This window comes from Lutimaribacter marinistellae, assembly GCF_042648365.1.
GTDB classification, from domain to species: Bacteria; Pseudomonadota; Alphaproteobacteria; order Rhodobacterales; family Rhodobacteraceae; genus Lutimaribacter_A; species Lutimaribacter_A marinistellae.
Window position 1 is genome coordinate 354,019 of record NZ_JBHRXI010000049.1, and the last position, 16,449, is coordinate 370,467.

The following is a 16,449-nucleotide window of genomic DNA, read 5'->3' on the forward strand; positions in this document are numbered from 1 at the left end:
GTCAGAACAGCGATAGCTGATCGCCCGGACGGGGCGGCACAGCGAACAGGTCGCAGCGCAGCGGGGCAGACCCGCTGCCCAGACCAAGCTGTGAACAGGCCCGCGCAAAACGCCGGGCGGTCAGGTCGGCGAACACCCCCTCGCCGCGCATCCGGTGTCCCCATTTGGGGTCGTAATCCCGCCCTCCATGCATCTCGCGCAGCCGCGCCATCACCTTGGCGGCGCGGCCCGGTGCATGCTCGGTCAGCCATTCCTGCCACAGCCCGGACACCTCGCGTGGCAGGCGCAGCATGATCCAGCTTGCCGCATCCACCCCCGCGTCGGCCCCCGCGGCAAGGATCGCCTCCATCTCCATGTCGGTCAGTCCCGGCACGACCGGCGAGACCATCAACCTTACCGGGATGCCCGCATCCACCAGCCGCCGGATCGCCGCCAGCCGGCGCGCGGGCGACGGCGCGCGCGGCTCCATCCGCCGCGCCAGATCGGGGTCCAGCGTCGTGACCGACAGACCCACCCGCACCAGCCCCCTTTCAGCCATAGGCGCCAGGATGTCGATATCACGCTCGACCATCGCCCCCTTGGTCACGATGGCCACCGGGTGGTTGAAAGCGGCCAGAACCTCCAGGCAGGCCCGCATGATGCCCCGGTCCCGCTCGATCGGCTGATAGGGGTCGGTATTGGTGCCGATGGCAATCGGGGCAACCTTGTAACGCCGCGCGCTCAACTCGCGGGCCAGGACATCGGCGGCATTCGGGCGCGCCACCAGCCGGGTTTCGAAATCAAGCCCGGGCGACAGGCCCAGATAGGCATGGCTCGGCCGCGCGAAGCAGTAGACGCAGCCATGCTCGCATCCGCGATAGGGATTGATCGACCGGTCAAAGGGCAGGTCCGGCGACCGGTTGTAGGTGATGATGCTGCGGGCCACTTCCTCCCGCACCTCCGTCATCAGTCGCACCTCCTCCTCGGGCAGATCCCAACCGTCATCGACCGCGTCACGCGCCAAGTCGAACCGCCCCGCCGCGTTGCTCAGCGCGCCGCGTGCGCGCGGCCGCTCCTGCCTGATTGCCGGTTTCGTCTCCATGACGGACACACTAGAACATACAGGGAACACGCGCAATCCATCCCGCCGCGCCACCACCGGCGGAACATGCGCGAAACCCAAGATCATGCTGCGGATTTCTCATTACACATCCGCGCGTTTTCCCCCTATAGGTCGGTTGCAGCCGAGTCTGTGTCGCAATCGACGCAGTCGAAACCGGACGTTCGCGCAAAGAAGGGACGACCGGCCCTGACGGGACAAACCCCGCCAAGAATCTGAGGAAAAGCGCCAATGTCGGAAGAAGAAGACATCATCCTGTCCGAGTTGAACGACGAAGAACTCGTCGAACAGATGTTCGACGACCTCTACGACGGCCTCAAGGAAGAGATCGAAGAAGGCGTCAACATCCTGCTCGAACGCGGCTGGGCGCCCTATGACATCCTGACCAAGGCGCTGGTCGGCGGCATGACGATCGTCGGCGCCGATTTCCGCGACGGCATCCTCTTCGTGCCCGAGGTTCTGCTCGCCGCCAACGCGATGAAGGGCGGCATGGCCATCCTCAAGCCGCTCCTGGCCGAAACCGGCGCTCCCCGCGTCGGCAAGATGGTCATCGGCACCGTCAAGGGCGACATCCACGACATCGGCAAGAACCTCGTCTCCATGATGATGGAAGGCGCGGGCTTCGAGGTGGTCGACCTCGGCATCAACAACCCGGTCGAGAATTATCTCGAGGCGCTCGAAAGCGAACAGCCCGACATTCTCGGCATGTCCGCCCTGCTCACCACCACCATGCCCTACATGAAGGTCGTGATCGACACGCTGGTCGAACAGGGGCTGCGCGACGAGTATATCGTCCTCGTCGGCGGCGCGCCGCTGAACGAGGAATTCGGCAAGGCCATCGGCGCGGATGCCTATTGCCGGGATGCGGCTGTCGCGGTGGAAACCGCCAAGCAGTTCGTCTCGCGCAAGCACAACCAGATGGCCACCTGACAAGGGCCGCGGCGCGGTCGCCCCGACCGCGCCCCACCAATCCCGGGAGAACGGTGCATCATGACCGACCCCGCACCTCCCGATGACCAGAGCCTCACCACCAGCGGCACGACCATCTCCGACGGGCGCGGCCGCATCCTGCTGATCGCCTGCGGCGCCCTTGCGCGCGAAATCCTAGACCTGCGCACCCGCAACGGCTGGACGCATATCGACCTGCGCTGCCTGCCCGCGATCCTCCATAACCACCCCGAACGGATACCTGCCGCCGTCGAAGAGATCGTGACCCGTCACCGTGCCGAATATGACGCGATCCATGTGGTCTATGCCGATTGCGGCACGGGCGGCCTGTTGGAACAGGCCTGCGAACGGCTCGGCGTCGACATGGTGCGCGGGCCGCATTGCTATTCCTTCTTCGAGGGAAACGACCTCTTCGCCTCCCGCGCCGAGGATGAAACGACGGCCTTCTACCTCACCGATTTCCTCGCCCGGCAATTCGACGCCTTTGTCTGGAAACCGCTCGGCCTCGACCGTCACCCGCAGCTGCGCGAGATGTATTTCGGCAATTACGAGAAACTCGTCTACCTCGCCCAGACGGACGATCCGGCCCTGACCGCACGCGCCCGCGACTGTGCAGACAAGCTGGGTCTGGCCTTCGAACGGCGCGCCACCGCCTATGGCGATCTAGAGACCACCCTCACCAGCTGGGCGCGCGTGACCTCGCCCCGGTAAAAGGTTCAGGCGTTTTCCGCGGCGACAAGCCGGATGCGCTCGATCATCGCGCGCAGCCCGTTCGACCGTTGCGCCGACAGGTGATCGTTCAGCCCAAGCCGGCCGAACTCGGCCCGCGCATCGACCTTGAGCACCTCGCCCACCGGCAGCCCGTTGTAAAGCTTGCGCAGAACCGCGATCAGCCCGCGCACGATCATCGCGTCGCTATCGCCGTCGAACCGGAACACGCCATTCTCGATCTTGGGATGCAGCCAGACTTGGCTGGCGCAGCCATCGACCTTTGTCGCGGGCACCTTCAGCGCCTCGTCCAGCGGGTCCATCGCCTTGCCCTGCTCGATCACGTGGCGATAGCGGTCTTCCCAGTCGTCGAGAAACTCGAAATCCTCTACGATTTCCTCAAAGGCAGGGCTGGCCATTGCTGTCTCCGTTTCATCTGCGTGCCGTCGTCCCGTGACCTATGCCGCACCCGCCCCCCTGTCCAGTGCGCAAGCGCCTTTTCAACCGCGTCTTGATGCGCTAACCCGAGGCAAGGACACAAGGAACGGATACGGGCAGGACACCATGCGCATTGCTTTCACGGGTCTACTGATGGCGACATTCGCGCTTTCGTCCTGCGGTGGCTGGAGCGACTCGCGGGTCAACCCGTCGAACTGGTTCGGCGGCAGCAGCGAGGTTCCCGTGGACACAGTTCCCGTCTCGGCCGAAACGAACCCGCTCATCCCGCAGAGCACCGGCACCAACCTCCTCCGCCGCCCCGAAGCCGAAGACCGCTCGCAGCCGATCATGAATGTCACCGAGCTGGAAGTGGCGCAAACACCCTCGGGCGCCATCATCCGCGCCACCGGCGTGGCCCTGCGCCAGGGCGCGTTCAATGCCGAATTGCGGCTCGACCCGACCGCGGCAGAAGGCACGCTCGCCTACACGTTCCGCGTCGTCTACCCCGAGGACCCGACCCCGCAGGGCACCCAGAACAGTCGCACGATCCGGGCCGCCGTCACCCTTTCGCGGCAGAGCCTTGCGGGAATTTCCACGATCCGCGTCTCCGGCGCACAGAACGCGCGCGAAACGCGCCGCCGCTAAAGCAACACGACGGCGACGTTCTGCCCCTTGGCGGCCAACGCGATCTTGCCCTCGCACAGCCGCATCGCGTCCTCACCGAACACCTCGTAGCGCCAGCCCGACAGCGCTGGCACATCGCGTTCCCCTGCGGCGATCATGTCCAGGTCCGCGCTCGATGCGATCAGCTTGGCGGCCACGCCCGCGCTCTCGGTCTTGGATTTCAGCAGCACGCGCAGCAGGTCCGCCAGCGCCGGGTTCACCTGCAACTTGTCGCGCCGCGTATCGGGCCGGGGCATCTTGTCCGGCGGGCATTCGATTCCGCGCGTCACAGCTTCCAGGATCCCTTCGGCAATCGCCCCCTTGCGTGCCTCGCGCAACAGCAGGCGCGACCCGCCCAGATCGGCGGGTGTCCGTGGCTTGGTCGAGGCCAGCTCGATCAGCGCGTCATCCTTGAACACCCGGTTGCGCGGCACGTTGTTCTCTTGCGCATAGCTCTCGCGGAACTGCGCCAGCTCGCGCACGACGGCAAGGAACTTGGCCGAATTGGTCCGCGTCTTGATCCGCTTCCACGCCTCTTCGGGCCGGATGTCATAGGTCTCCGGATTCGTCAGGACCCGCAACTCCTCGGCCAGCCAATGCGACCGGCCGGATTTCTCCAGTTCCGCCGCAAGATATTCGTAGATCTGGCGCAGATGCGTGACATCGGCCAGCGCATAAGTCTTCTGCGCATCCGTCAGCGGCCGGCGCGACCAGTCAGTAAAGCGGGACGTCTTGTCGAGGCCGGTCTTGCAGATCTTGCGCACCAGCGTCTCATAGCCGACCTGCTCGCCAAAGCCGCAGACCATCGCCGCGACCTGCGTGTCGAAAAGCGGCTTGGGAAACAGCCCGGCCTCGACCCAGAAGATCTCGAGGTCCTGCCGCGCGGCGTGGAACACCTTGACGACGCTTTCATCGCGGAACAGGCCATAAAGCGGATCCAGCGACAGGCCGTCCGCCAGCGGATCGACCAGCACGGCCGAGTCTTCGCCGCCGCCGGGATGGGCGATCTGGATCAGGCAGAGTTTCGAATAATAGGTCCGCTCGCGTAGGAATTCGGTATCCACGGTCACGTAGGGATGATGCGCGGCGGCCTCGCAGAATGCGGCCAGCTCGTCGGTCTTGGTGATTGTTTTCATATGGGCGATTGCGTCTTGCTCTTGTTCTTGCTTGTCATGGCGCCCGGCGTTTGCCGCAGGTCGTCACTGTCCGTTCCGCAACCATAGGCCGAAGGCCGCCGACAAGTAAATCACCCGCCCCAAGAAAGCCCGCGGGGTTACCCCAAGTGCACAGGATCCCGCCGCCCCTCGGCGAACCGTCGCAGCACGGCCGGGTACAGGTGGTGTTCCTGTTCCAGAACCCGCGCCGCCAACGCCTCAGGCGTGTCCCCCGCCTTCACCGGCACCCGCGCTTGTCCAAGGATCGGTCCGTCATCCAGCACCGCGGTCACCTCATGCACGGTGCAACCATGCTCGGCATCGCCTGCCGCCAGCGCGCGGGAATGGGTATGCAGGCCGGGGTACTTCGGCAAGAGAGAGGGGTGAATGTTCAGCATCCGGCCCTGAAAGCGCGAGACGAATTCGCCCGTCAGAACCCGCATGAACCCGGCAAGGCAGACAATGTCGGGCTGCGCCTCTTCGAGCGGTTTCAACAGTTCCGCCTCGAACGCCGCCCTGTCGCCCTTGAAGGGCCGGTGATCCACCGCCGCCACCGGCACGCCGCGCGCCGCAGCCTTGGCCAGCCCGCCCGCGGCCGGATCGTTCGACAGAACAAGGCAGGGTCGCGCCGGATGGTCGCCCACCATGCTGTCCAGCAGGGCCAGCATGTTCGACCCGCCGCCCGAGATCAGGATGGCAACGCGCTTGTGGCTCACGCCAATGCGCCCGCGTAGCGAACACCCTCGCCCGCAGCGACATGGCCAAGGCGATGAACCGTCTCGCCCTCACCTTCCAGCAGCGCGGTCAACGCCTCGGCCTGATCGGCGGCGCAAACCACAACCATGCCGATCCCGCAATTAAAGGTCTTGAGCATCTCGGCCTCGGCGATGCCGCCCACCTGCGCCATCCAGGCAAAGACCGGCGGCAGCGTCCACGCGCCAAGATCGATCTCGGCCCCCAGCCCTTCGGGCAACACGCGGGGCAGGTTCTCGGTCAGACCGCCGCCGGTGATATGGGCCAGCCCATGCACGCCACCCGCGCGAATCGCGGACAGGACCGGGCGCACATAAAGCCGCGTGGGCGCCAGCAGCGCCTCGCCCACCTGCCCCTCGCCGAACGGGCTGGCATCGTCCCAGCCAAGGCCCGCGTGCTCGACCAGCCGGCGGACCAGCGAATAGCCGTTGGAATGCAGCCCGTCCGAGGCCAGCCCAAGCAGCACGTCACCCTCGCCCACGCCATCGGGCAGCGCCGTACCACGCTCCATCGCGCCCACGGCAAAGCCTGCAAGGTCGAAATCGCCCGGCGGGTACATGCCCGGCATCTCGGCCGTCTCGCCACCGATCAGCGCGCAGCCCGACGCCGCGCAGCCATCGGCGATTCCCTCGACGATCCGTGCGGCCACGTCCGTCTCCAGCTTGCCCGTCGCGAAATAGTCGAGGAAGAAAAGCGGCTCGGCCCCCTGGCAGACAAGGTCGTTCACGCACATCGCCACAAGGTCCACGCCCACGCCGTCGACAAGCCCGGTGTCGATCGCGATGCGAAGCTTGGTTCCGACACCGTCGGTTGCAGCGACCAGGATCGGGTCGCTATACCCTGCGCCCTTCAGGTCGAACAGCGCGCCGAACCCGCCCAGCCCGCTCATCACGCCTGCACGGTCGGTGCGCTTGGCCGCCGGCTTGATCCGGTCCACCAGCGCATTTCCCGCGTCAATATCGACCCCTGCCTCGGCATAGGTCATGCCGTTCTTGCCCGATGTCCCCGATGTCATGGATCGCCCACCTCTCTGTCGCTCCCGCGCGGGTTAGTGCATCGCGCGCGCGCATGCAACGGTCAGGCTTGACGCGGGCGCGCACCGTGATAGGCAGAGGACGCCGCCGGGTCCACCGGCCGGCCTCTCCTGGGGGATTAGCTCAATTGGTTAGAGCAGAGCGCTCATAACGCTTTGGTTGGGGGTTCAAGTCCCTCATCCCCTAGGACGACAGTTTTCGAAATTGTGTTGGAACATCGCGCCGCACAGGCCGTTTTGCCCGCGAATGGCAAAAGGAAACCCGATGTCCACGATAACGACAAAGAACCCCGCAACCGGCGAGACGCTGGAAACCTATCAGCAGATGACCGAAGCCGAGGCGACCGGAAAGGTCGAGGCCTGCCACGCGGCTTTCCTCGACTGGCGCAAGCTGTCGCATGACGAACGCGGCGCGCATCTGCGCAACATCGCCGCCAAGCTGCGCGACAGTGCAGATGAATTGGCTCAGCTGATGACGCGCGAGACCGGCAAGCTCTACAAGGATGGCCTGACCGAGGTCGAGCTTTGCGCGCAGATCTTCGAATATTCCGCCGACCAGGGTCCCAAGGCTCTGGCCGACGAGGAGCGCACCCACGGCCCCAAGGGCAAGCGCGGCATTGTCACCTATCAGCCCATCGGTGTGATCTACTCGATCCAACCCTGGAACTTCCCCCTCTACCAGCCTATCCGCGTGCTGGCGGCCAACCTGATGGCGGGCAATGGCTGCGTGCTGAAACATGCCGAGATCTGCACCGGCTCCGCCCTGCGCCTGCGTGAGCTTTGCGTCGAGGCCGGCCTGCCCGAGGACATCTTTCAGGTCATCGTCATCGACCATGACACCAGCGACAAGCTGATCGAGCATCCCAAGGTGCGCGGCGTCACCATGACCGGCAGCGACGGCGCAGGCCGCCATATCGGCGCCAAGGCCGCTGCCGCGCTGAAAAAGACCGTGCTAGAGCTGGGCTCCAACGACGCCTATCTGGTGCTCAGCGACGCCGATATCGAAACGGCCGTCAAATTCTCGACCATGGGACGGCTCTACAACAATGGCCAGACCTGCGTTTCGGCCAAGCGGTTCATCGTCACCGACGCCGTCTACGACACCTTCGTCGAGGCCTTCGTGAACCAGATGGACAAGATCGCTTTGGGCGACCCCATGGACCAGGACACCAAGCTCGGGCCGCTCTCCAGTCAGGACCAGTTCGACACGGTTGCAGAACAGGTCAAAGAGAGCCTCGCCGCAGGCGCAACCCTCCTGTGCGGCGGCGATGCGCCCGACAAGCCCGGCGCATGGTATCCCGCGACCGTGCTAGGCGATGTGAAGCCCGGCATGCCCGCCTATGACGACGAGATCTTCGGCCCCGTCGCATCCGTCATCCGGGCCCGCAACGACGAAGAGGCGATGCGCCTCGCGAATGACAGCCGCTACGGCCTCGGCGGCGGCATCTTCTCGCAGAACGAAGAGCGCGCGATCGAACTGGCCCGCGCCGAATTCGACACCGGCATGGTGCGCATCAACTCTTTCGGCGCGGCCGATCCCAACATGCCCTTCGGCGGCGTCAAGGATTCCGGCTATGGCCGCGAACATGGCGGGTTCGGCATGAAAGAATTCGTGAACGCCAAGGCGGTGTACCTGCCATGATCACGCTTCACGCCCTGCAATATTCCCGCGCCATCCGCGTGCTCTGGCTGCTGTCCGATCTGGGGCAGCCCTGCAACCGGGTGGATTACGAACGCACCTCGGGCTTTCGCGCGCCCGAGGCGCTGGCCCGCGTGCACCCTCTCGGCAAATCCCCTGTGATAGAGGACGACGGCCAGAAGATTGCCGAATCGGCCACGATCCTGCGCTATCTCGTTGCGAAATACGGCGATGACAGCCACCAGCCGGCGCGCGGCACACAGGCGTACTGGCGCCACGAATCGCTTCTGGATTATGTCGAGGCGTCCTTTGCCGAGGTGGCGCTGGCCGCGATTCTGCCCGCCTTTCAGGGTAAGGAAATCCCCGAAGAGGCACAGGCAGCGCTCGACACGCATCTGGGCTACATCGCTCAGGAAATCGGCTCCGGGCCTTTCTTCTGCGACAGCGGCCTGACGCTGGCCGATATCCAGATCTCGTACCTGCTCGCCATGCTCGACCGCATGGGTCTGCTCGACGGTCATCCGCAGGTGCAGGCCTATTGGCAACGGCTGCAAGAGCAGCCCGGCTATATCGCGGCGGTGGAACAGGCAGGGCCGATGGCCCCGCCCGCCTGACGCTCAGGCCCCGACAGAAGCCGCAAGGAGGTCGCGCGAATACGCATCGCGCGCCTCGCCCCGGCGCAGTGCCTCGACGCCCATCACTTCGACGATTCGGCCATCCTTCATCACCGCCAGCCGGTCGCACATGTGCCCGATCACCGGCAGGTCATGGCTCACCATCAAGTAAGTCAGCCCATGCTCCGCCCGAAGGTCGGTGAGAAGGTTCAGGATCTCGGCCTGCACACTCACATCCAGCGCCGAAGTCGGTTCGTCCAGCAGCACGATATCCGGCTCACCCGCCAGCGCGCGTGCAATCGCCACGCGCTGCCGCTGCCCGCCCGACAGCTGGTGCGGATAGCGGAACCGGAACCGTGACCCCAGCCCCACATCGTCCAGCAGGCGCACGACCCGCTTGTCGATATCGCCCAGCCCGTGCAGCGACAGCGTCTCGCTCAGGACCTGGTCGACCGTGTGGCGCGGGTGCAGCGAGGCGTAAGGATCCTGGAACACCATCTGCACGGTCTTGAAGAAACCCCGATCGCGCTGCGCACCCTCGATCCGTTTGCCCTCGATCTCGATCAGCCCCGACCATGTCGGCGCCAGCCCGGTGATCGCACGCAGGATGGTGGACTTGCCCGACCCGCTTTCGCCCACAAGGCCGAAACTCTCGCCGGTCGCCACTTCGAACCCGGCGCCCTGAACCGCGTCGACCCGGTCGCGTCCGTCGCCGAACCAAACGTCCAGCCCTTCGATTCGCAAGGCAACGCTCATTTGCCGCCCTCCTCTGCCGCGGTCTCGTTGGCCCAGGCCGGATCGCGCTTGAGAACCTCCAGATGCCGCCTCGGCTCGTCCAGGCGCGGCAGCGAGTTCAACAGGCCCTGCGTATAGGGATGCGTCGCCTCGTGCAGCTTGTCCGCGGCGCAGGTCTCGACGATCCGGCCCGCATACATGATGAGCACCCGGTCGCAGAACTCCGACACGAGGTTCAGGTCGTGGCTGATGAAGATCAGCCCCATCCCCCGCTCCTTCACCAGCCGGTCCATGATGCCCAGCACCTGCCGCTGCACCGAAACGTCCAGCGCCGAGGTCGGCTCGTCCGCGATCAGGATCTGCGGATCGGGGATCAGCATCATCGCGATCATGATCCGCTGGCCCATACCGCCCGACACCTCGTGCGGATAGGCGCGCAGCACCCGCTCTGGGTCGCGGATCGACACCGCCTCCAGCATCTCGATCGCCTTGCGCCGCGCCTCGGCCTTCGAGGACCGGTTGTGCAGCAGATAGGCCTCCATGATCTGGTCACCCACGCGCATCACCGGGTTCAGCGAGAACTTGGGGTCCTGCATCACCATCGAGATCCGCTCGCCGCGCACCTTGCGCATCTCGGCCTCGGACAGCTCCAGCAGGTTGCGTCCTTCCAGCCGGATGCCATCCGCCTCGACGATCCCCGGCGGCCGGATCAGCCGCAGGATCGCGCGGCCCGTCATCGACTTGCCCGATCCACTTTCACCAACGATGCCAAGCCGTTCTTTTCCCAGCGAAAACGACACGCCGCGCACCGCCTCGAACACGCCCTGACGGTTCGGAAACTTCACCCGCAGGTTTTCAACATCCAGCAAGCTCATTTGCCCTCATCCTTCGGGTCCAACACGTCGCGCAGCCCGTCGCCCAGCAGGTTGAAGGCCAGTGAAACGGTAAAGATCGCCAGCCCCGGCATCGTCGCCACCCACCAGTGATCGAGGATGAAGCGCCGCCCCTCGGAAATCATCGCACCCCATTCGGGCGACGGCGGTTGCGCCCCAAGGCCCAGGAACCCCAGACCGGCAGCGGCAAGGATGATGCCCGCCATGTCCAGCGTCACCCGCACGATCAGCGAGGAAATGCACAGCGGCCAGATATGCCGGGTGATGATCCGGATCGGCCCCGCGCCCTGCAGGCGCACCGCGCTGATGTAATCGGCCGAGCGGATGGTCAGCGTCTCGGCCCGCGCGATCCGCGCATAGGGCGGCCACGCCGTCAGCGAGATCGCCAGAACCGCGTTCTCGATCCCCGCGCCAAGCGCCGCCACGAAGGCCAGCGCCAGAACCAGCCTTGGAAAGGCTAGGAAGATATCGGTGATCCGCATCAGCACCGCGTCGACGATGCCGCCCGCATAGCCCGCGACCGTGCCCACCAGCAGCCCCGCCACCGGCGCCAGCAGCGCAACCAGCGCCACGATGTACAGCGTGATGCGCGAGCCATAGATCAGCCGGCTCAGGATGTCTCGGCCCAGGCTGTCGGTGCCCAGGATGTGCCCCGGCGTGCCCAGCGGGGCCAGACGGTTGCCAAGGTCCTGCGCAAACGGATCATGCGGCGCGATGACCGGGGCAAACAGCGCCGCCAGTACCAGCACCACGAGGATGCCCAGCCCCATCATCGCCATCGTGTTCGAGCGCAGCGTCAGCCAGCCCTTGTAAAAGCTCGCCATCCGCGCATGACGCCGCGAGGTCGGCGCATCGGTCAGCAGCCATTGGCGCAATGTCATATCGCTCATTTCGCCCTCGGATCCAGGAAACGGTAAAGAAGGTCGGACAGGATGTTGAGACAGATGAAGATCAGCCCGACGACCACCGTGCCGCCCAGAACAGCGTTCATGTCGGCACTCAGCAGCGCCGTGGTGATGTAGCTGCCGATGCCCGGCCAGGAAAAGATGATCTCGGTCAGAACCGAGCCTTCCAGCAATTGCGCATAGCTCAGCGCGATCACCGTGATCAACTGCACCCGGATGTTGCGGAACGCATGCCCCCAGACCACCGCCCGTTCCGACATGCCCTTGACGCGGGCCGTCGTGACGTATTCCGCGCTCAATTGCTCCAGCATGAAGGACCGCGTCATCCGGCTGATATAGGCCAGCGAGTAATAACCCAGGAGAGTCGCGGGCAGCACGATATGCGAAAACGCGTTGCGGAACACGCCCCACTCGCCCGCGATCGCGCTGTCGAGCAGGATCATCCCCGTCCGCGACGGCACGATATCTTCATAGAAAATGTCCAGCCGGCCCGGTCCGCCGACCCAGCCGAGAATGCCATAGAACACCAGCAGGCCCATCAGGCCCAGCCAGAAGATCGGCATCGAATAGCCCACCAGCGCCACGACACGCGCGACCTGGTCGATCCAGCTGCCGCGCCGTACGGCGGCGATCACGCCCAGCGGCACGCCCAGCACGACACCCAGGATCGTGCCCAGCGTCGCCAGCTCCAGCGTGGCGGGAAAAACGCGTGCGATATCCTCGGAAACCGGGCGGGCGGTCAGCAGCGAGTCGCCGAAATCGCCATGCAGCACGTCCCACAGGTAATAGGCGAATTGCACCAGCAGCGGCTTGTCGAGGCCCAGCTGCTCGTACACCGCGTCATAGGTTTCCTGGCTCGCCCGCTCGCCCACGATGGCCAGCACCGGGTCGATCGGCATCACGCGCCCGATCAGGAAGGTGACGAATAGCAGCCCCAGCATGGTGACGGCGACGCTGCCCAGCGTCGTCACCGTCCCCCGGAACCACGGGGAAAGAGGCGCCCTGAGGCGCCTCCGGTCTGTTTTGTCCACGTTGGCCATGCCCTTTTACTTGGTGATCGGCCAGTAGCTGACCGCGGTGGTCGCGCCGCCGAAATTCACGTTCTCGACATTGTCGCGCATCCCGGCCTGCTCGATCTGCTGGAACATCACCACGAAGGGCGAGGTCTCGCGGAACTCGGCTTGGATTTCCTGGTACATCTCGGTGCGCGTGCCGGTGTCGTTTTCAACCACGGCGGCGGCCACCTTGTCGGTCAGCCCGCCGGTATCCCAGGCGTTCCGCCAGGCCAGCAGGCCGGTGGCATTCGCCTCGTCCGAATTGTCGGGGTTGTAGGCAAAGGTGCCCGCATTGGTATGCGGATCCGGATAATCCGGGCCCCATGCGCCGATGTAGACGTCCAGCTCCCGCGCGCGGTACTCGCCCAGGATCTGCTTGGCCGTACCCACGGTGATGTCCAGCGTGATGCCGACCTGGCCCAACGCGTTCTGGAAGGACTGCGCGATCTCGATACGCTCCTGCGCCTCGCGCACGCCCGCACGGATGGTCATGCCCTCGGGAATGCCCGCCTCTTCCAGCAGCGCCTTGGCCTTCTCGATATCGAGGCTGAACGGGTTCTCGTCCACCGCACCCAGGAAGGTCTTGGGCAGGAAGTTCTGGTGGATCGTGTACTGACCGTTGAGGAAGCTGTTCTGCATCCCCTCGTAATCCACGAGGTATTTCATCGCCTGCCGCACCTCGGGCTTGGACAGCTCGGGATGCTTCTGGTTGAACGCCAGGTACATCAGACGCCCGCGAAGCTCGTCATGGATCTTGACGCCCTCTGCCTCGCGCGCACCGGCCACGTCCTCGGGGTTGAGGTCACGCGCGATGTCGATATCGCCACGCTCCAGCAGCAGACGCTGGCTTGCGCTTTCCTGCACATGACGCACGATCACCCGCTCCATCGCGGGCGCGCCAAGGTAGAAATCGGCATTGGCGGTCAGCGTCACGCTCTCGTTCGGCTTCCAGCTGGTCAGCGTGTAGGCACCCGACCCGGCCGAGTTGGTCTTGAGCCACTCGTTGCCCATGTCGCCATCGGCCTCGTTCGCCATGACCATTTCCTTGTCGACGATCGACCCGATGGTTGAGGTCAGGCAGTTCAGCACGAAAGACGTCGCATAGGGCTTGTCGGTGGTGATCGTCACCGTGTTGCCATCGGCGACGATGGTCTGTTCGACGTTCTCCTCGGTAAAGCCGAACTGCGTCAGGATGAAGGCCGGCGTCTTGTTCAGGACAACCGCGCGGCGCAGCGAAAATTCCACGTCCTCGGCCCGGATTGGGTTGCCCGAGTGAAAGCTCAGCCCCTCGCGGATGGTGAAGGTGATCGACTTGCCGTCCTCGCTGACCGTCCAGCTTTCGGCGATCTCGGGCACGTATCCCTTGTCCAGGTCCGCCGGGTCGAAATTGACCAGCTTCATGTAGACGTTGCGGATCACGTCCGATCCCGCGAACTCAAAGCTCTCGGCCGGGTCCAGCGTGGTGATGTCGTCGATCCGGTTGGCGATGACCAGCATGTTGGCCGGGGTCTCGGCCCAGACGGCCGGGGCCGCGGTAACCGCCAGCGCCAGGCCGACGGCCGCACCGTTCAGGAACTTGCTGAATGCACTCATGTTTCTTCTCTCTCCTGTTGTTGGATGTTGCGGTCCACGGGTGTCAGGCGCGCCATGTCGCCTCCAGCACCCGCAGCCAGTTCTCGTGGCACAGTTTCCGGATCAGATCGTCACCGTACCCGTGCTCTTTCATGGCCTGTTTCAGTTTCGGCAGACCCGCGACAGTGGTCAGGTCCTCCGGCACCACCGCCCCGTCATAGTCAGAGCCAAGCGCCACGCCGTCTTCGCCCAGTATCCCGATCAGGTGATCGAGATGCCGCATCACCTGCGACAATGGCACATCCGCCGCCATCCGGCCATCCTCGCGCAGGAAGGCCACGGCGAAATTCAGCCCCACCAGCCCGCGGCTTTCGGCAATCGCGGCCAGCTGCCTGTCGGTCAGGTTGCGCGAATGCGGGCAGATCGCATGGACGTTGGAATGGCTCGCCACCAGCGGGGCCGAGGATTGCCGCGCCACGTCCCAGAACCCCGCCTCGTTCAGATGCGACAGGTCCAGCATGATGCCCAGCTCGTTGCAGCGCCGCACCAGCCGCAGGCCCAGGTCGGTCAGCCCGTCGCCCGTGTCGGGCCCCGAAGGAAAGCGGAACGGAACGCCATGGCCGAAAATCGTCGGCCGGCTCCAGACCGGCCCGATGGAGCGCAGCCCCGCGGCATGGAACACGTCCAGCATGTGCAGGTCCGCGTCGATCGCCTCGGCACCCTCGATGTGAAAGATCGCGGCCATCTTTCCCGCATCCATCGCAGCGCGAATATCGGCCACTGTCCGGCAGACGACCAGCGCGCCGCGCCGCTCCATCTCCAGCAGAATCGCCACCTGCGCAACCGCAACCGGCAACGCGTCTTCCCACTCCACCGATTCGGGCAGCGGCAGGTCATAGCTCGGCTTGTCCATCTCGCTCATGCGAAAGGCACGATCCATCGGCGAGGGGACGTAGACGGCAAAAAACCCGCCGCCGAACCCGCCCGCACGCGCCTTGGGCAGGTCGATGGCCCCGTCCCGACCGGTCAGGAACCCGTCGATCTGCGCCATGCCGCCTGCGCGAAACAGTTTCGAGAGCACGTCGTTATGCCCGTCGAACACCAATGGCCCGCCGTCGTTCAACCTTACCATCCCTGTCGATTTGTCTTTGCTTGAGACCAAGTGATTTGTCTTCGCATGAGACTAATCAAAAGCGCTTCGCATTGTTTAGCCCAAATGCTATGAGTTTTTCTCATTCACCAAACCGCTCCGCAGGACCGCATGGCCAAATCCCGCACCTGGCACTCGCTCAGCGAATACAACGCCCTGCGCGCGCTGATGCAGGCCGGCACTACAACCGGGGCCGCGCACCGGCTGGGCGTGTCGCAATCCGCTGTCAGCCGATCGCTCGCCAGTCTCGAAAACCGCTTCGGCACCACCCTTTTCGAACGCGATGCCGGGCGCCTGCGCCCCACGCAAGAGGCGGTCAGCCTCAACCGCAGGCTCGACCCGCTCTTCGACGCGCTCGAACGGATCGACGGCGCGCCCGAGCCGGTGCAGGAAACCCTGCGCCTGATCGCGCCGCCGACCTACGCGCATCGCTTCATGGTGTCGCTGATCGGCAGTTTCCTGACGATCCACCCGCATTTCTACGTGAGCTTCGAGGTCAACACCTCCGAAGAGGTGATCCGCGGCATCCTCGACGACCGGTTCGACCTGGGCATCACCGGTGTCGAACAGACGCGCTCCAACCTCCAGATGCTGCCCTATCGCAACTCCCCCGCCGTCTGCGCCCTGCCCCGCGATCACGCGCTTGCCTCACGCGCCGTGATCCGGCCCGCCGACCTCGATGGTGAACGGCTGATCGCGCTGACCCCGCGCCATGCCCGCCGCGGCCAGCTCGAGCGCCTGCTGCATCAGGCCAAGGCCGAGCCTCGGCTCGTCGCCGAGGTCTCGACCAGCTTTGCCGCCGCCGACCTCGTGCGCGAGGGTCTGGGACTGACCGTCATCAACCCCTTCCCGCTCTATCACTACCGCTCCGACGACGTGGCCTTCGTCCCCTTCGAATCGCCGATCCTCTACCGCAATTACTTCGTGACCTCGGCCAGCCGCTCGACCCCGCGCATCGCCCGCGCCTTCATGCGGCACATGCGGCTGAACACTCCGCCCGACCCGTTCTCGAGCAGGGGATGAGCAGGCGGCGCGACCGCCGGTCTTTGCGGGGGTACATTCATGTACAAAACGGTCAAAGCCCGGCCTG

Annotated in this window: 17 protein-coding genes and 1 tRNA gene; 7 read left to right on the forward strand and 11 right to left on the reverse strand. The window is 65.1% G+C overall.

The window, feature by feature from the left end:
- Window position 1: 1 nt before the first annotated feature.
- Complete coding sequence (locus ACFORG_RS23015) at window positions 2-1,081, reverse strand: PA0069 family radical SAM protein (protein ID WP_386737938.1); 1,080 nt, start codon at window positions 1,079-1,081, stop codon at window positions 2-4.
- A gap of 249 nt (window positions 1,082-1,330) precedes the next feature.
- On the opposite strand from ACFORG_RS23015, the gene ACFORG_RS23020 reads away from it, so the two are divergent.
- Together ACFORG_RS23020 and ACFORG_RS23025 are read left to right on the forward strand one after the other, a co-directional pair.
- Complete coding sequence (locus tag ACFORG_RS23020) at window positions 1,331-2,029, forward strand: corrinoid protein (protein ID WP_386737939.1); 699 nt, start codon at window positions 1,331-1,333, stop codon at window positions 2,027-2,029.
- 60 nt (window positions 2,030-2,089) lie between these two features.
- Window positions 2,090-2,758: a DUF1638 domain-containing protein gene (locus ACFORG_RS23025; RefSeq protein WP_386737940.1), complete on the forward strand. Its 669-nt coding sequence runs from the start codon at window positions 2,090-2,092 to the stop codon at window positions 2,756-2,758.
- A 5-nt stretch (window positions 2,759-2,763) separates the two neighbouring features.
- Here ACFORG_RS23025 and ACFORG_RS23030 read toward each other — a convergent pair whose 3' ends face one another.
- On the reverse strand, window positions 2,764-3,174 hold the full coding sequence (locus tag ACFORG_RS23030) for a SufE family protein (protein ID WP_386737941.1): 411 nt from the start codon (window positions 3,172-3,174) through the stop codon (window positions 2,764-2,766).
- A gap of 145 nt (window positions 3,175-3,319) precedes the next feature.
- On the opposite strand from ACFORG_RS23030, the gene ACFORG_RS23035 reads away from it, so the two are divergent.
- Window positions 3,320-3,838, forward strand: a complete 519-nt coding sequence (locus tag ACFORG_RS23035; RefSeq protein WP_386737942.1) for a hypothetical protein — start codon at window positions 3,320-3,322, stop codon at window positions 3,836-3,838.
- On the opposite strand, the gene rnd is transcribed toward ACFORG_RS23035, so the two are convergent.
- The 3 genes from rnd to purM all read right to left on the reverse strand — a co-directional run bounded on the left by rnd (window position 3,835) and on the right by purM (window position 6,778).
- On the reverse strand, window positions 3,835-4,992 hold the full coding sequence (rnd, locus tag ACFORG_RS23040) for a ribonuclease D (RefSeq protein ID WP_386737943.1): 1,158 nt from the start codon (window positions 4,990-4,992) through the stop codon (window positions 3,835-3,837). The genes ACFORG_RS23035 and rnd overlap by 4 nt on opposite strands.
- Window positions 4,993-5,129: 137 nt before the next feature.
- On the reverse strand, window positions 5,130-5,726 hold the full coding sequence (gene purN / locus ACFORG_RS23045) for a phosphoribosylglycinamide formyltransferase (RefSeq protein ID WP_386737944.1): 597 nt from the start codon (window positions 5,724-5,726) through the stop codon (window positions 5,130-5,132).
- The gene (gene purM / locus ACFORG_RS23050; protein WP_386737945.1) at window positions 5,723-6,778 is read right to left on the reverse strand and encodes a phosphoribosylformylglycinamidine cyclo-ligase; all 1,056 of its coding nucleotides are present in this window, start codon (window positions 6,776-6,778) and stop codon (window positions 5,723-5,725) included. The genes purN and purM overlap by 4 nt, the downstream gene beginning before the upstream one ends.
- A gap of 131 nt (window positions 6,779-6,909) precedes the next feature.
- On the opposite strand from purM, the gene ACFORG_RS23055 reads away from it, so the two are divergent.
- The 3 genes from ACFORG_RS23055 (at window position 6,910) to ACFORG_RS23065 (ending at window position 9,049) form a co-directional block, all read left to right on the forward strand.
- Window positions 6,910-6,983: transfer RNA gene (locus ACFORG_RS23055), tRNA-Met, on the forward strand.
- Between the two features lie 78 nt (window positions 6,984-7,061).
- Window positions 7,062-8,438 carry an NAD-dependent succinate-semialdehyde dehydrogenase gene (locus tag ACFORG_RS23060; RefSeq protein ID WP_386737946.1) on the forward strand — a complete coding sequence of 459 codons (1,377 nt, stop codon included), beginning with the start codon at window positions 7,062-7,064 and terminating at the stop codon, window positions 8,436-8,438.
- Window positions 8,435-9,049: a glutathione S-transferase family protein gene (locus tag ACFORG_RS23065; RefSeq protein WP_386737947.1), complete on the forward strand. Its 615-nt coding sequence runs from the start codon at window positions 8,435-8,437 to the stop codon at window positions 9,047-9,049. Before ACFORG_RS23060 ends, ACFORG_RS23065 begins: the two co-directional genes overlap by 4 nt.
- A gap of 3 nt (window positions 9,050-9,052) precedes the next feature.
- On the opposite strand, the gene ACFORG_RS23070 is transcribed toward ACFORG_RS23065, so the two are convergent.
- The 6 genes from ACFORG_RS23070 to ACFORG_RS23095 are packed head-to-tail and all read right to left on the reverse strand — an operon-like array spanning window position 9,053 to window position 15,332.
- The gene (locus ACFORG_RS23070; protein WP_386737948.1) at window positions 9,053-9,805 is read right to left on the reverse strand and encodes an ABC transporter ATP-binding protein; all 753 of its coding nucleotides are present in this window, start codon (window positions 9,803-9,805) and stop codon (window positions 9,053-9,055) included.
- Window positions 9,802-10,659, reverse strand: coding sequence for an ABC transporter ATP-binding protein (locus tag ACFORG_RS23075; RefSeq protein ID WP_386737949.1), 858 nt, complete (start codon window positions 10,657-10,659; stop codon window positions 9,802-9,804). Before ACFORG_RS23075 ends, ACFORG_RS23070 begins: the two co-directional genes overlap by 4 nt.
- The gene (locus ACFORG_RS23080) at window positions 10,656-11,567 is read right to left on the reverse strand and encodes an ABC transporter permease (RefSeq protein WP_386737950.1); all 912 of its coding nucleotides are present in this window, start codon (window positions 11,565-11,567) and stop codon (window positions 10,656-10,658) included. Before ACFORG_RS23080 ends, ACFORG_RS23075 begins: the two co-directional genes overlap by 4 nt.
- Entirely contained in the window at window positions 11,564-12,622 is a 1,059-nt protein-coding gene (locus tag ACFORG_RS23085) for an ABC transporter permease (protein WP_386737951.1), read from the reverse strand. The genes ACFORG_RS23080 and ACFORG_RS23085 overlap by 4 nt, the downstream gene beginning before the upstream one ends.
- A 6-nt stretch (window positions 12,623-12,628) precedes the next feature.
- Complete coding sequence (locus ACFORG_RS23090; RefSeq protein WP_386737952.1) at window positions 12,629-14,230, reverse strand: ABC transporter substrate-binding protein; 1,602 nt, start codon at window positions 14,228-14,230, stop codon at window positions 12,629-12,631.
- A gap of 43 nt (window positions 14,231-14,273) precedes the next feature.
- Window positions 14,274-15,332, reverse strand: a complete 1,059-nt coding sequence (locus ACFORG_RS23095; RefSeq protein WP_386737953.1) for a dipeptidase — start codon at window positions 15,330-15,332, stop codon at window positions 14,274-14,276.
- 138 nt (window positions 15,333-15,470) lie between these two features.
- Here ACFORG_RS23095 and ACFORG_RS23100 point away from each other — a divergent pair, with 138 nt between their 5' ends.
- The gene (locus tag ACFORG_RS23100; RefSeq protein ID WP_386737954.1) at window positions 15,471-16,382 is read left to right on the forward strand and encodes a LysR family transcriptional regulator; all 912 of its coding nucleotides are present in this window, start codon (window positions 15,471-15,473) and stop codon (window positions 16,380-16,382) included.
- Window positions 16,383-16,449 lie beyond the last annotated feature (67 nt).

Coding starts and splice junctions, on each gene's coding strand:
- ACFORG_RS23015 (WP_386737938.1), bottom strand. CDS start 1,081: ATGGAGACGAAACCGGCAATCAGGCAGGAGCGGCCGCGCGCACGCGGC.
- ACFORG_RS23020 (WP_386737939.1), top strand. CDS start 1,331: ATGTCGGAAGAAGAAGACATCATCCTGTCCGAGTTGAACGACGAAGAA.
- ACFORG_RS23025 (WP_386737940.1), top strand. CDS start 2,090: ATGACCGACCCCGCACCTCCCGATGACCAGAGCCTCACCACCAGCGGC.
- ACFORG_RS23030 (WP_386737941.1), bottom strand. CDS start 3,174: ATGGCCAGCCCTGCCTTTGAGGAAATCGTAGAGGATTTCGAGTTTCTC.
- ACFORG_RS23035 (WP_386737942.1), top strand. CDS start 3,320: ATGCGCATTGCTTTCACGGGTCTACTGATGGCGACATTCGCGCTTTCG.
- rnd (WP_386737943.1), bottom strand. CDS start 4,992: ATGAAAACAATCACCAAGACCGACGAGCTGGCCGCATTCTGCGAGGCC.
- purM (WP_386737945.1), bottom strand. CDS start 6,778: ATGACATCGGGGACATCGGGCAAGAACGGCATGACCTATGCCGAGGCA.
- ACFORG_RS23060 (WP_386737946.1), top strand. CDS start 7,062: ATGTCCACGATAACGACAAAGAACCCCGCAACCGGCGAGACGCTGGAA.
- ACFORG_RS23065 (WP_386737947.1), top strand. CDS start 8,435: ATGATCACGCTTCACGCCCTGCAATATTCCCGCGCCATCCGCGTGCTC.
- ACFORG_RS23070 (WP_386737948.1), bottom strand. CDS start 9,805: ATGAGCGTTGCCTTGCGAATCGAAGGGCTGGACGTTTGGTTCGGCGAC.
- ACFORG_RS23075 (WP_386737949.1), bottom strand. CDS start 10,659: ATGAGCTTGCTGGATGTTGAAAACCTGCGGGTGAAGTTTCCGAACCGT.
- ACFORG_RS23080 (WP_386737950.1), bottom strand. CDS start 11,567: ATGAGCGATATGACATTGCGCCAATGGCTGCTGACCGATGCGCCGACC.
- ACFORG_RS23085 (WP_386737951.1), bottom strand. CDS start 12,622: ATGGCCAACGTGGACAAAACAGACCGGAGGCGCCTCAGGGCGCCTCTT.
- ACFORG_RS23090 (WP_386737952.1), bottom strand. CDS start 14,230: ATGAGTGCATTCAGCAAGTTCCTGAACGGTGCGGCCGTCGGCCTGGCG.
- ACFORG_RS23100 (WP_386737954.1), top strand. CDS start 15,471: ATGGCCAAATCCCGCACCTGGCACTCGCTCAGCGAATACAACGCCCTG.